Origin of the sequence: Amycolatopsis sp. FBCC-B4732, from assembly GCF_023008405.1 — a bacterium.
Classification (GTDB): domain Bacteria; phylum Actinomycetota; class Actinomycetes; order Mycobacteriales; family Pseudonocardiaceae; genus Amycolatopsis; species Amycolatopsis pretoriensis_A.
The window spans coordinates 9,186,623-9,199,170 of the sequence record NZ_CP095376.1 but is presented as its reverse complement, the minus strand read 5'-3'; the positions used below and the strand labels follow the sequence as shown (position 1 = coordinate 9,199,170).

15 protein-coding genes are annotated in these 12,548 nt (G+C 70.4%); 5 read left to right on the top strand and 10 right to left on the bottom strand.

Annotated elements, in window-relative coordinates; translation table 11 throughout:
* Positions 1-6 precede the first annotated feature (6 nt).
* Together MUY14_RS41835 and MUY14_RS41830 are read right to left on the bottom strand one after the other, a co-directional pair.
* A complete protein-coding gene (locus MUY14_RS41835; RefSeq protein ID WP_247018070.1) occupies positions 7-177 on the bottom strand; it encodes a hypothetical protein in 171 nt (56 codons plus the stop codon).
* Complete coding sequence (locus MUY14_RS41830; protein ID WP_247018068.1) at positions 170-421, bottom strand: hypothetical protein; 252 nt, start codon at positions 419-421, stop codon at positions 170-172. Before MUY14_RS41830 ends, MUY14_RS41835 begins: the two co-directional genes overlap by 8 nt.
* 77 nt (positions 422-498) lie before the next feature.
* Between MUY14_RS41830 and MUY14_RS41825 the strand changes: the two genes are divergently transcribed.
* Positions 499-1,080 (top strand): helix-turn-helix transcriptional regulator, encoded by a 582-nt coding sequence (locus MUY14_RS41825; RefSeq protein ID WP_247018067.1) that lies wholly within the window; start codon positions 499-501, stop codon positions 1,078-1,080.
* 26 nt (positions 1,081-1,106) lie between these two features.
* On the opposite strand, the gene MUY14_RS41820 is transcribed toward MUY14_RS41825, so the two are convergent.
* From MUY14_RS41820 to MUY14_RS41790, 7 genes are all read right to left on the bottom strand, one after another.
* The gene (locus MUY14_RS41820; protein WP_247018065.1) at positions 1,107-2,087 is read right to left on the bottom strand and encodes a hypothetical protein; all 981 of its coding nucleotides are present in this window, start codon (positions 2,085-2,087) and stop codon (positions 1,107-1,109) included.
* 795 nt (positions 2,088-2,882) lie between these two features.
* Entirely contained in the window at positions 2,883-3,503 is a 621-nt protein-coding gene (locus MUY14_RS41815) for an alpha-ketoglutarate-dependent dioxygenase AlkB (protein ID WP_247018063.1), read from the bottom strand.
* Positions 3,504-3,752: 249 nt separating this feature from the next.
* Complete coding sequence (locus tag MUY14_RS41810) at positions 3,753-4,811, bottom strand: alcohol dehydrogenase catalytic domain-containing protein (RefSeq protein ID WP_247018061.1); 1,059 nt, start codon at positions 4,809-4,811, stop codon at positions 3,753-3,755.
* A 33-nt stretch (positions 4,812-4,844) separates the two neighbouring features.
* Complete coding sequence (locus tag MUY14_RS41805; RefSeq protein WP_247018059.1) at positions 4,845-5,189, bottom strand: transcriptional regulator; 345 nt, start codon at positions 5,187-5,189, stop codon at positions 4,845-4,847.
* A gap of 72 nt (positions 5,190-5,261) precedes the next feature.
* On the bottom strand, positions 5,262-6,080 hold the full coding sequence (locus tag MUY14_RS41800; protein ID WP_247018057.1) for an LLM class flavin-dependent oxidoreductase: 819 nt from the start codon (positions 6,078-6,080) through the stop codon (positions 5,262-5,264).
* Between the two features lie 338 nt (positions 6,081-6,418).
* Positions 6,419-7,102 carry a metal-dependent transcriptional regulator gene (locus tag MUY14_RS41795; protein ID WP_247018054.1) on the bottom strand — a complete coding sequence of 228 codons (684 nt, stop codon included), beginning with the start codon at positions 7,100-7,102 and terminating at the stop codon, positions 6,419-6,421.
* Between the two features lie 40 nt (positions 7,103-7,142).
* Complete coding sequence (locus MUY14_RS41790; protein ID WP_247018052.1) at positions 7,143-7,583, bottom strand: GNAT family N-acetyltransferase; 441 nt, start codon at positions 7,581-7,583, stop codon at positions 7,143-7,145.
* Positions 7,584-7,638: 55 nt separating this feature from the next.
* Here MUY14_RS41790 and MUY14_RS41785 point away from each other — a divergent pair, with 55 nt between their 5' ends.
* Positions 7,639-7,959: a hypothetical protein gene (locus tag MUY14_RS41785; RefSeq protein ID WP_247018050.1), complete on the top strand. Its 321-nt coding sequence runs from the start codon at positions 7,639-7,641 to the stop codon at positions 7,957-7,959.
* 4 nt (positions 7,960-7,963) lie between these two features.
* Here the strand turns inward: MUY14_RS41785 and MUY14_RS41780 are convergent, their stop codons facing one another.
* Positions 7,964-9,547, bottom strand: coding sequence for an amidohydrolase (locus MUY14_RS41780; RefSeq protein WP_247018049.1), 1,584 nt, complete (start codon positions 9,545-9,547; stop codon positions 7,964-7,966).
* A 47-nt stretch (positions 9,548-9,594) separates the two neighbouring features.
* On the opposite strand from MUY14_RS41780, the gene MUY14_RS41775 reads away from it, so the two are divergent.
* The 3 genes from MUY14_RS41775 to MUY14_RS41765 are packed head-to-tail and all read left to right on the top strand — an operon-like array spanning position 9,595 to position 12,511.
* Positions 9,595-10,332, top strand: coding sequence for an enoyl-CoA hydratase/isomerase family protein (locus MUY14_RS41775; RefSeq protein ID WP_247018048.1), 738 nt, complete (start codon positions 9,595-9,597; stop codon positions 10,330-10,332).
* Positions 10,329-11,879 (top strand): ATP-dependent acyl-CoA ligase, encoded by a 1,551-nt coding sequence (locus tag MUY14_RS41770; protein WP_247018047.1) that lies wholly within the window; start codon positions 10,329-10,331, stop codon positions 11,877-11,879. The genes MUY14_RS41775 and MUY14_RS41770 overlap by 4 nt, the downstream gene beginning before the upstream one ends.
* Complete coding sequence (locus MUY14_RS41765) at positions 11,876-12,511, top strand: TetR/AcrR family transcriptional regulator (RefSeq protein ID WP_247025498.1); 636 nt, start codon at positions 11,876-11,878, stop codon at positions 12,509-12,511. The genes MUY14_RS41770 and MUY14_RS41765 overlap by 4 nt, the downstream gene beginning before the upstream one ends.
* The last annotated feature ends 37 nt before the right edge of the window (positions 12,512-12,548 follow it).

Below are 12,548 nucleotides of genomic sequence, written 5' to 3'. Positions count from 1 at the left end.
ACCGCCCTAGACACTCACGACCACCAGCCACGCGATGTTGGTGAAGGCGATCGCGAGCCACAGCGGCCACACGCGGCGGGCGCGGTGGACGTCGCCCTGCTCGGCGAGGTAAGCGTCGAGGGCTTCCGCGACCTGGTCGTCGATCTCGTCGCGCAGCCGCGGGCTCAGCTCAGACATGGGCGGGCACCGCCGGCCGCGGCAGGGCGACGGACAGGCACGCCAGCACCGGCGGTACCTCGAGACCGGCCATGAGCAGGGAAAACACGACGTCGTCGCCGACGGCGACGACGTCGAACCAAGCGTCGGTGAGCAGCAGCGTCGCCGTGCCGATCGCGGCGAACGGCGTCCGCGGATCCTCGCGGCCGAGCAGCCAGGCCGTGGCCAGCAGGCACAACCCCGCCGCCCAGAACAGCTTCTTCATCGTGACCCCCAATCTCCGATCCAAGGTAGCCGATTGCAGAGATTTTTTGCAAACAGTCTCTGTAGTACGCTCCGGCCATGGTCCAACGTCCCGAGAAGCGCGTGCTCACCGGCGCGGATCTCAAGGCCTTCTACAAGGCCCTCGCGAACCCGGTGCGCCGCGACATCCTGTCCTACCTGGGCAAACACGGCGAAGCGAACTCGACGAGCGTCGCCAAGGCCCTCGGCGAAAGCACCGGGACGACGAGCTACCACCTGCGCAAACTCGCCGACCTCGACCTGATCGCGGAGATCGAGGACCGCGGCGACGGCCGCGAGCGCTGGTGGAAGTCGCTGGCGAAGGACATCTACACCCCGCCGGGCCTCGAGATGACGCCGGACGAGCGCGAGGCCGCAATGAAGCTGGGCGCGCTGAAGCTGAGCCACGACCTGGGCCTGGTCACGCGCGCGTACGCCGGCTACGACAGCGCGGGCGGCTGGAACCAGATCCACCGCTCGGGGCTGACCCTGACGAAGGAGCAGGCCGCCTCGTTCGTCGAGGAGTACCAGAACCTGGTCTGGAAGTACGTCAGCGAGCCGGGGCAGCACCCGGAGGGTTCGCGCGTACTCGCCGTCCGGCTCGTCGTCGTGCCGGAGGAAGAAGAGTTCACGGAGGACTAGAGCTGTCGTTCGAGACCCGAATCAGCTCAATGCGAGTGAACCCCCGCGGCTTCACTCGAGTCCCACCTGACCCCATAGGCGAATCCGGGCGCAAGGTGCCGAAACTGAACGTGCACTTCGCCGGCGTCGTCGGCGGTCAGCGCCGTGCCGCGCGGGAACCGGTCGCGCGCGTCGTTCTGAAACGCCTTCTGCAGCATCACGATCCGCTCGGGCACCTGATCCCCGAACCGGACGTGCAAGTCGAACAACTCGCAGGGATGCCGCGGGACGCACACATAGTGCGGCTCCCGCAAACGCGCTCGGAACCGCAGTGCTATATCGTGCCGCTGCCCGCGCCGCAAGGGCGCCGGCAACCGTAATGCGAGGCCAACACGGTCGCTCGACTCCATCTCGCGCCTAGTGAGTACACCGCCGTGGAACACGTCGACCTCAAGATCTGCAACACTCACCGATGATCCGGAATCGGCGGCCGTGGTGAGCGTCAGCGCGAGATCGAGTTCACTGATTTCGTCCGCGTCCGCGACCACCCGCCGGATTTCGAACACCTCCGCCACCGGCTGATCCAGCGCCAGTGAGACGCGCAGTTCTTCGGTGTGCCAACTGCGGCTCGGGTAGGGCGACGGAGACTGCTGCCGGCCCGCCGCCACCGCCATTGCCGCGATCTGCTCGATGCCGTCGTCGATGCGCCGCCGGACGGTGCGCTCGTCGCGGTCCAGCGTGATCGCCGCCCAGCGCACCCGCTCCTGGTAGAACGGCTTCCGCGCGGCTTCGTCCAGCGCGAACGCGCCCAGCAGCGCGATCTTCAGATCCTCCGGCAACGTCTCGACAAGCGGGCGCAAGCGATTCGCGATTTTACGCCGGATCTCCACGGTGTCGTCATCTTCCAAAATGCCACATGTGCGGCGCAACGCCGGGCCAACCCGATCGCCGAGCGGTGTGGTGAAGATTGCCCTCCCCTTGCGGAGAACCTTCAGCTCACCGACCACGTCCGCCGCACTCAGGTCCACTGTTCCTCCTCGGCACACTTACGAGAGCCTGAACAGTGAACTGGCCGCACGGAAGCTGGCCTCACCGAGACCCTCCGCCAGACTGACGCAAGATCGCTTCCGCGCGGCCATGGTCAAACAATCCGGCGAGGCCGGACCTCGGCAAGCCGAGGTCCAATCCGGCTCGCGAGCGCACAGATGGCACCAGACGCGGCCAGCGCCGCGCCGAGCGGGTAGCCACGAGTGATCAAGAACCCGATGAAGGTCTGGATTGCGATAACGATGACGATCGTTCGCAACGACAGACCACCCAACCCCGACGGGGAGGGATCCGGGACACAAGGCTCTCGCCTGTGAAGTGCTGACATCGGACGCGATCCTTTCTGTTCTGCGGTCCAGGCGTCGTCCGGGAGGTGCGGCTGGAGTTGCAGCTCCAACCACGCGGACATGACGATTCTCACTCACCGCGAGCACAAAGGGAAGTATCGCTACAGAGGGTAGCTGATCGGTGACAGATTCGAGGGGGTCGCCGGCTGCAACCGGAGACCCCCTCCGCGAGACCGCCTGGACCATCAGACAGATCGCACGGTTAAGAGTCAGACACGGAGGACGCAGTTCGCAGCTGTCGGCCGGTTATTGACCAGCTCTTGTCTATGTTTTGTCCAGTTTCTGCACTTCGACTTCGGGGCAGTCTACCTGCGCTGAAAGCAGCGCTCATACAGCCGAGACCATCGGAAAAGCCTACGCCTACAACATGTTGCGATCGAGTGCGTCAGCACTACCAACTCTCCGAAGGAGACTTGAGTCCATAGAGGACTAGAGCCCGGACACCCGCAGCGTGATGTTCAGCCGCCCGGTCAGGCCGAGCGCCGGGTCAGCCGTGCCGGGCAACGTCTTCGGGACGCCGTGGTACGCGAGCCGGGACGGGCCGCCGAACACGAAGACGTCGCCCGAGCGGAGTTCGACGTCGGTGTACGGTTTGCCGCGCGTTTCGGTGTTGCCGAAGCGGAACACGCACGCGTCGCCGAGGCTGAACGAGACCACCGGCGCCAGGCTGCGCTCGTCCTTGTCCTGGTGCAGCCCCATCTTCGCGGTGGCGTCGTAGAAGTTGACCAGCGCGACGTCCGGCTCGTAGGCCTGCTCACCGGTCGCGGCCGCCAGCGCGCGGCGGCCGAGGTCGCCGAGCCAGTCCGGGAACGGCAGCACCGGCTCGCCCTCGCCGGTGGTGCGCGAGTAGCCGTACGGGTACCAGTGCCAGCCGAGGCAGACGGACTTCACCGACATCAGGCCGCCGTTCGGCAGGCGGGTGTGGCGGTAGCCGGACCAGCCGCGGCAGGCCGCGACGAACTCGCGCTGCTCGTCGAAACCGAGCCAGTCGGGCAGGTGCACCGCGCCGGGCGCGATCTCGGCGCGCGGGCGCGGCAGGAGGGCGTCCATCACCTCGATTGTGCCGGAAGCTCCCGTCGCGCACGTTCGGTGATCATCGAGGGCGCGAGGTGGTGACCGCGGAACGTGACGTCCGCGGTGGTGAACTGCCGCAGGAGCCGTCCCAACGGACCAACGGGAAGCTCCTGCGGCCGAATCCCCTCGCCCTGGGCCACCATGGAAAAGACGTTCCCACACCTGAATGTCACAACGCCAGCGTGGATCAGCTACGAACGGGTCACTTGACCAGGGCGCCGCGGATCAGTCACCGAAAGTCACGACCGTGACGCCCGCCCGCGCCGGCGCGGGGTCGTTCATCCCGGCCAGCGCGGCCGGGACGTCGTCGAGCCCGATCCGGCGCCCGATCAGCGCGGCGAGGTCGATCCCGGCCGTCTCGACGACCCGCAGCAGCTCCGGGTATTCGTGGGCCTGGAGCCCGTGGATGCCGACCAGCTCCAGCTCGCCGCCGATGACCCGGTGCATCGGGATCGGCGCGACGCCCTGCGACGGCGGCATCAGGCCGGCCTGGACGTGGCGCCCGCGCTTGCGGAGGCTGCCGACGGACGCGGCGCAGGTCGAGGGCGACCCGAGGCAGTCGAGCGAGACGTGCGTGCCGCCCCCGGTCAGCTCGCGCACGTGCGCCGCGACGGCTTCCGGGCCGTCGAACGCCGACGCGTCGACGGTCAGCACCGCACCCGACTTCGCGGCGAGCTCCAGCGCCGCCGGCGAGACGTCGACCGCGACCACCTCGGCGCCCGCGGCGACTGCCAGCAGGACGGCGGAGATCCCGACGCCGCCGCAGCCGTACACCGAGACCCACTGCCCGGCGGTGACCCGGCCCTGCCGCAGCACCGCGCGGAACGCCGTGCCGAACCGGCAGCCGAGGGCGGCGGCTTCGGCGGCGCCCATCGAGTCCGGCAGCGCCACCAGGTTCGTCTCGGCGTGCTCGATGGCGACGCGCTCGGCGAAGGAACCCCAATGCGTCGCACCGGGCTGGAACTCGCGGTCGCAGATCTGCTGGTCGCCGCGCGCGCACTGGGCGCAGGTCCCGCACGCGCAGACGAACGGCACGGTGACGCGCGCGCCGAGGGCCCACCCGCGCACGCCTTCGCCGAGCGCGACGACCCGGCCGGCGAGCTCGTGCCCGGCGACGTGCGGCAGCGTCACGGCGGTGTCGTGACCCTGCCAGGTGTGCCAGTCGCTGCGGCACACGCCGGTCGCGTCGACCTCGATCACGGCACCACCCGGCGGCGCCACCGGCTCCGGCACGTCCCGCACGACGGGCGGAGCGCAGAACTCTTCGATCACGACAGCTCGCATGGCCGCGAGCCTACGTGTTTCCCTTGCGGCCGCTCAGTTGAGCGGCGGCGGCTGCGCGTGGAACCGCGTTCTCCCTCGCGGTGGCCCGAGGAGCCTGCTGAGCGAGCCGTCCGGCACGTTCAGGATGTCCTCGAGATTCCGCAAGGCCTCCAACGATTCCGCGCGTTCCGGGCGGCACCGCCCGGACTGCCAGTGGCTGAGGGTGGCCAGGCTGACCACGGTTCCCCTGCCACGCAAGCGATAGCGGATCCGATCGAGCCCGAGCCCACGGGCCCGGATCGCCGCTCGCAAGGCCACGTCGAACGGGCCCGCGGCGAGCAGCTGGCTCAGCTCCGCCTGTTCCCCCCGGTCGATCGTGCGTGTTCGCTGACCGGTCATCACAACGCTCCGAAGCACTCCCGAATACGAACATTGGAGCGTAGGCGCAGGTCCGCAAGATCGGAAGGCCACTCACCCACCTGCCGTGCGCGCCTCCGCGGCGATGGCGGCGAACGGTTCCGCGTAGCCGGAGTTGATCGTGACGTAGGAAATCCCCCACCGCTCCCGCCACCGGAGAAGCTTTTCCGTTGCACGGCGAGGGTCTTCTGGCAGTACGGTGACGGCATCGGCCGCGACGAGTTCGGGCACGTCCACCCCGGCCCACCGCGCGATCCCCGGCGACGGCTCGTCACCGACGGCCATCAGGTTCAGCCCCAGCTCGATGTCCGGCAGCCGGGACCCGGCGAGCGCACGGAATCGATCCACAATGGACCCGGCTTCGGCTTCGGTCGTTTTCGGCGCCCAGGTGAAGGTGACGGTGTCGGCTTCTTGCGCGGCGAGCGCGAGCATTTTCGGCCCCCCGCCGGCAAGTACCAACGGCGGCCGGTCGGCGGTCCGCTTGAGGTACGCGATGGTTTCCGCCATCCGTGTGACACGCTCACCCGCTGAGGGGAATTCCCGGCCGAGCCTCTGGGTTTGCTCTTCGGCGCCGGGCCGCCCGACACCGAGCCCGAGTTCGAAGCGACCGCCGGTCTGCCGGTGGAGCGTCTGCGCCTGCCAGCCGAGCGCCCGCGCGTCCCGGAAGGGATCGGCGAGGACGAAGGTGCCGAGCCTCAGCCGCGTGGTGACCGCGGCGGCGGCGCCGAGGAGGACGAAGGGATCGGAGGTCCCGACGGGATCGGTGGCGAGGAGGGTGTCGTACCCGAGCTCTTCGACCCGCCGCGCCTGGGCGGTCCAGGCGGTGAGGTCGGGCGCGAAGCCGGCGACGATACCGAAGCGGAAGGGTTTCATGCGGGCCATGGTCGTGGGTGGGGGTGGGTCACCACATCCGCTTCAGGACGTCACCCGCGTGTACGCGTTCCGACGTCATAACGCTTGGTCACGAACCGGCGCTTTGCTCGCCGCCGCGCCCGCCACCGGTCTGACTGTTGTCTTCACACCGCTGGCACCTCGGTCAACGGCTCAGCGCCGGCTCCCTGGTCACCCTCGTGGACGAAAGCGGCCAAGTCGTGGCCACCACCGAACCCCTGGCGAAGAAACCAAGCTCGTCGAGGGGATGTGGATACGGACCTTCACCTTCACCTTCGCCGACGTGCCGAGCGCGTGGGGTTCCGGCTCTCGATCGGGAGCTAGCGCAGCGTGACCGACAACGCCTGCGCGATCTCCTTGCCGATCGCGTGCGTAGCCGCATCCGGAGGCGAACCCACCTTCACCACCATCGGGCCACCGAACGGCTGCCGCTCCACCACCTCGATGCGTTCGCCCAGGTTGATCGCGTGTTCCGTCAGGTACCTCAGCAGTTCCGGGTCCGTGTCCCACACCCGGACGATCTCGCCGACCGCGCCCGGCTCGAGGTCGTCCAGGATCCGGACCGACAGCTCCTCCACGCTCCCGTCCGGCGCCGGGATCGGGTCGCCGTGGGGGTCGCGCACCGGGTTTCCCAGCTTCGCCGCGATGCGCTCCACCAGCCTGTCCGACACCGCGTGCTCCAGCGCGTCCGCCTCCGCGTGGACCTCGTCCCACGTGTAGCCGAGCTCCGAGACCAGGTACGTCTCGATCAGCCGGTGCCGGCGCAGCACCGAGCGCGCCAGGAGCCTGCCGTCGGCGGTCAGCTCGATGCCGCGGTACGGCACGTGCGTGACCAGGCCGAGCTGGGACAGCTTCGTGACCATCCCCGACGCCGAGGACGGGCTGACCTCCAGCCGGCCGGCGAGTGACGTGTTGGTGACCGCCTCACCCCGCTCGACCAGGCCGTAGATCACCCGGACGTAGTCCTCGACCGACGAGGACCTCCGGACCGAACCATCTCCCATGCCGCATACTTTACGGTGCGGGGTTCTTTCTCGTGAAAGTTCACGGCCGCCAGCGGTAGCGGATCCAGCCGGGGACCGGCTCGGCGCCCAGCTGGGCGTAGAACGCCTGCCCCTTTTCGTTGCCCTCCTGCATGTCCCACTCGACGCGGCCGGTCGTGCGGTTGCGCAGCTCGTCCAGCAGCTCGCCGCCGAGGCCGTGGCGGCGGTGGGCCGGGCGGACGAACAGGTCGTCCAGCCAGATGCCCGGCCGGGCCTCCCACGTCGAGAAGTTCCAGCTGCAGAAGGCGAAGCCGGCGACGGTCCCTGGCTCGCCGGGCGGGGTCGCGAGCAGCACCCACGCCTTCGGGTCCGGCCCGAACAGGTGCCCGCTCATCTCGGCGCGGTCGAGCTTCAGGTCGTGGTTGTCCTCGTAGACGGCGTGCTCCTCGATGAGCGCGCAGATTTCCTCGATGTCTTCGAAGACGGCGTCGCGGACGGGCATCTCGCCTCCCGTTTCTGTCGGTGGTGGTCGTTACTGTCGGGCTCGGAGGTGGTCGATGTCACCAGAAGGCAGGTTCGAGGACCTGGTCGACGAGTTCACCGGACGCCCGGGCATCACGCCACCCGGCGCGACCGGCGGGTTCGGGCGCACGGCGCTGCGCACACACGGGCGGATCTTCGCGATGTTCGTCCGCGGGCAGCTGGTGCTGAAGCTGCCCGCGGCCAGGGTGGACGAGCTGGTCGAGGGCGGCCACGGCGTGCGGTTCGACGCGAACAAGGGCACGCCGATGAAGGAGTGGCTGGCGCTGGGCGCGGCGTCACCACAGCCGTGGTCCGCGCTGGCGGAAGAAGCACTCGAGTTCGTGGGAAGGAAGTGAGTCATCACGCTTGATAACGCAGTTCGCCGCCGACGGCGGTGCCCCGCACGCTGAGCCCGTCCAAAGCGGACTCCGCCAGCGGCGATCCGGACAGCACGGCGAAGTCGGCGAGCTTCCCGGGCTCGAGCGTGCCCAGGTCACGCTCGGCGAAGGTCGCGTAGGCCGAGCCGTACGTGTACGCGCGCAACGCCTGCTCCGGCGTCAACGCCTCTTCGGGCGCGAAGGGGACGCCTGACGCCGTGCGCCGCCGAACCATGTCGCCGAGCGCGAGCAGCGGCGCGCCGTTCACGACCGGCCGGTCCGAGGACGCGGGAAGCACGCAGCCGGCGTCGAGGACGCTGCGCAGCCGGTAGCACCACGGCACGCGGGACTCGCCGAGCGCGGCGCGCATACCGTCGCCGAGCTCGTTGACGAACCGCCCCTGTGGGGAGGCGAGCAGCCCGAGCGAGGCGAGCCGGGTCAGCTCCGCGGGCTGGAGCACCGCGCAGTGCTCGATGCGGTGCCGGTGGTCCGTGCGCGGCGAAGCGGCCAATGCGGCTTCATAGGCGTCGAGGACGACGGTGATCGCGCGGTCGCCGATCGCGTGCGTCGCGATCTGCCAGCCCGCCTCGTGGGCGCGGCGGATCGTGCGGGCGAGCTCGTCCTCGGGCACCTGGAAGTAGCCGACGTTGTCCGGCTCGCCGTCGAACGGGTCGTGCATCGCGCAGGTGCGCCCGACCAGGGAGCCGTCGGCGAACAACTTCATCGGGCCGACGCGCAGCCACTCGTCGCCGAGGCCGGTGCGCAGGCCGAGGTCGAGGCCGAAGCCGGCGTCGTCGGGCAGGTCGTGCAGCACGCTCGCGGCGACCATCACCGTGCTGCGCACGCGCAGCACGCCGGCGTCGCGCGCCTGCTGGTAGGCGGCCAGTTCGGCGGGTGTCTCGCCGACCAGGCCGCCGCCGATCCCGGCCTCCTGGACGCTGGTGATGCCCTCGGCCAGGTACTGCTCGGACGCCCGGGCGAGCCCGCGCACGACCCGCGCGACCGGCGTCGGGTACGTCAGCGGCCGCAGGAGCAGCTGGGCCTGCTCGCGTAGCAGGCCGGTCGGCGAGCCGTCGGCGTGCACGACGTCGCCGCCGACCGGGACGTGCGCGAGGTCGAGCTGGTCGAGCACGGCCGAGTTGACCACGGTCATGTGCCCGGACGTGTGCTTGAGCCGCACGAGCATCCCGGGCGCGGCGCGGTCGAGGCCGTGCCGGTCGGGGTGCCCGCCGGCGAGCTTGTTCTGGTCGTACCCGCTGCCGACCACCCAGCTCCCGGCCGGCAGCGTCGCGGCGCGCGCGGCGACGGCGTCGTAGACCTCCTCGACGCTGCGGCAGCCGCCGAGCGGGACGTCGTCGAGGCCCATCCCGAACCACGCCATGTGGTTGTGGGCATCGTGGAAGCCGGGCACGACGAACCCGCCGTCGAGGTCGACCCGCGAGCGCGCCGACAGCGAAACCGCTTCATCGCCGAGGGCCACCACCCGGCCGTGCAGGACGGCGAGTGCGCTGGTGACGCCCGCGCCCGTCCACACCGTGGCGTTCTCGAAGACCGTGTCGACCCGCATGGGTTCGAGGCTATCGATCGATCGATCGAACGTCTAGCATCGCCCTCATGCCCACCGTGGACTTCGCCGTCGAGGACGGCATCGCGCAGATCCGGCTGAACCGGCCCGAGCGGCTCAACGCGGTCGCTGCCGTCCTGGTCGACGACTTCCTCGCCGCCCTCGACGCGGCCGCCCGCAGCGACGCCCGCGTCGTCGTGCTGTCCGGGAACGGGCGCGCGTTCTGCGCGGGCCACGACCTCAAGGAACCCACCCCCGCGGGTGACTCGCGGACGCGGCTGGACCGGCTGCAGGACGTCACGCGGCGGCTGCGCGGGCTGCGTCAGCCGGTGATCGCGGCGGTGCACGGCTACGCGATCGGCGCCGGCGCGGAGTTCGCGCTGGGCTGCGACCTGATCCTGGCCGCCGAGGACGCCGTGTTCGCGTTCCCCGAGGTCTCGCTCGGCCTGAGCGTCACCGGCGCGGCGTCGCGGCTGCTGCCGCTGCTCGTCGGCCCGCTCAAGGCGAAGGAGCTCCTGCTGCTCGGCGAGCGCTTTGACGGCCGCAAGGCCGCGGAGCTGGGCATGGTCAACGCCGCCGTGCCCGCCGAGCAGCTCCAGGCCGAGGCGCTGGGCTGGGCGAAGCGGATCGCCGAGCACCCGCCGGCGGCCGCGGCCATGGCGAAGCGCGTCCTCGACGCGAGCACGGACATCGAGCCGGCGCTCGAACTCGAGGTCAGCCACGCGCTCATCACCGAAACCTCGGCCGCGGTCGCCGCGTCCACGGAGGCCTTCCGGAGCCGGACGTGACGCCGCTCGCCGAGCTCGGCACGCTGGCCCAGCTCGTCACGCGCGCCGCCGCGCTGTGGCCGGAGCGCACGGCGTGGGTGTTCGACGAGCACGACCGGCGCTTCACCTTCGCCGACGTCGACCGCGAAAGCTCGCGGATCGCCGCGGCCCTGGCCGAACGCGGGATCGGCCCGGGCGACCGGGTCGCCGTGATGCTGCGCAACCAGCCGGAGTTCCCGCTGCTCTGGCTGGCGCTGGCGAAGATCGGCGCGCTGCTGGTGCCGGTCAACACGAACTACCAGGAGTTCGACGGCGCCCACGTCCTCCGCCATTCCGGCGCGAAGCTGACCATCGCCGCGCCGGAGTTCACCGGCCTCCTCAACCGGATCGGCCTCACCGAGGTCCTCACCCCAGCCGCACTTTCACGTGAAAGTGCGCACCTGGGGCCCGCACTTTCACGTGAAAGTGCGGCCTTCACCCCGGTGCCCGAACTGCCGGTGAACATCCAGTACACCTCGGGCACCACCGGCGCACCCAAGGGCTGCGTCCTGCCGAACCGCTACTGGACGACGCTCGCCGTCGGCCTGGCCACCGACTTCCCCGCCGTCGGCGAAGACGACGTGCTCCTGACCGCGCAGCCGTTCCACTACATCGATCCACAGTGGAATGTCGCGCTCGGGCTGGCCGGCGGCGCCACGCTCGTCGTGCTGGACCGGTTCCACCCCAGCACGTTCTGGGCGAAGGTCCGCGAGCACGGCGTCACCTGGTTCTACTGCCTCGGCCTGATGCCGACGCTGCTGCTGCGCCAGGAACCGTCGGCCGCCGATCGCGACCACCGCGTCCGCGCGATCTGCGCGTCGGCGATCCCGCGGGAGCTGCACGCCGAACTGGAGGCGCGCTGGGGCGTGCCGTGGTACGAGGCGTTCGGGATGACCGAAACCGGCGGCGACATCCGGATGACCGCCGCCGACCACGACGAGACCGTCGGCACCGGCTGCATCGGGCGGCCGAGCCGCGACCGCGAGGTGATGGTCGCCGGGGACGACGGGAAGCCGTTGCCGCGCGGCGAAACCGGACAGCTGCTGATCCGCGGCATCGGGCTGATGCACGGCTACCACGACGATCCCGCAGCGACGGCGAAAGCGTTCGAGAACGGCTGGTTCCACACCGGCGACCTCGCGCGGCTGGACGACGCCGGCCGCGTCTACTACGTCGGCCGCACCAAGGACATGATCCGCCGCAGCGGCGAAAACGTCTCCGCGGACGAGGTCGAGCGCGCGCTGCTGCTGCACCCCTCGATCAAGCTGGCGGCCGTCGTCGCGGTGCCCGACGAACTGCGCGGCGAGGAGATCAAGGCGTACGTCGTGTGCGACGGCGAACGGCCCGAACCGGCCGCGCTGGCCGAGTTCTGCGCGGGAAAGCTCGCCTACTTCAAGGTTCCGCGGTTCTGGGCGTTCGCCGACGCGCTGCCGATGACGCCGTCCGAGCGGGTCGCCAAGGGCGAGCTGCGGAAGGTGGCCGACCCGCGCGCCGGGTCGTGGGACGCGAAGGCGGGAACATGGCTGTGAGCAGCCGGGAGCGCGTCCGCGCGGCGGCGGTGAAGCTGTTCGCCACCAAGGGCTTCCACGGCACCGGCATCCGGGATCTGGCGCAGGAGGCGGAACTCTCGTCGGCGAGCCTGTACCACTACATGGGCACCAAAGAGGATCTCCTCGCCGAGATCATGCACACCGCGCTGAACCGCTTGCTGGACGCGGCCCGCGAAGCTACGGCGGGCGGCGGCGATCCCGTGCACCGGCTGCGCACGCTGGTCGCGCTGCACGTGCTCGCGCACGCGGTCGGCCCGGCGGAAACCCGCGTGGTGGACAACGAAGTCGACGTCCTGTCGCCGGCCGCGCGCGAGCCGGTGGTGGCGTTGCGGGACGCCTACGAACGCCTGTGGGCGGCGGCGATCGACGAAGGCGTCGCGGCGGGGGTGTTCCACACCGAACACCCGGCAGTGACGCGGCTCGCACTGCTGGAGATGTGCAGTGGCGTGGCCCGCTGGTACTCCCCGCGCGGCCCGCTGGCGCTGGACCAGCTCGCGGAGCACTACGCGGAGCTGGTGTCGAGGGCGCTGGGCTGCCCGTCCACGCCGGGCCGGACCGACTTCCGGCGGTGCCGGGAAATCGTCGCGAAAGAGTGGGGGGTGTCCGTTTAGCGGCGCTTTTACCTGTGTACGCCTTGCCCAGACGGCG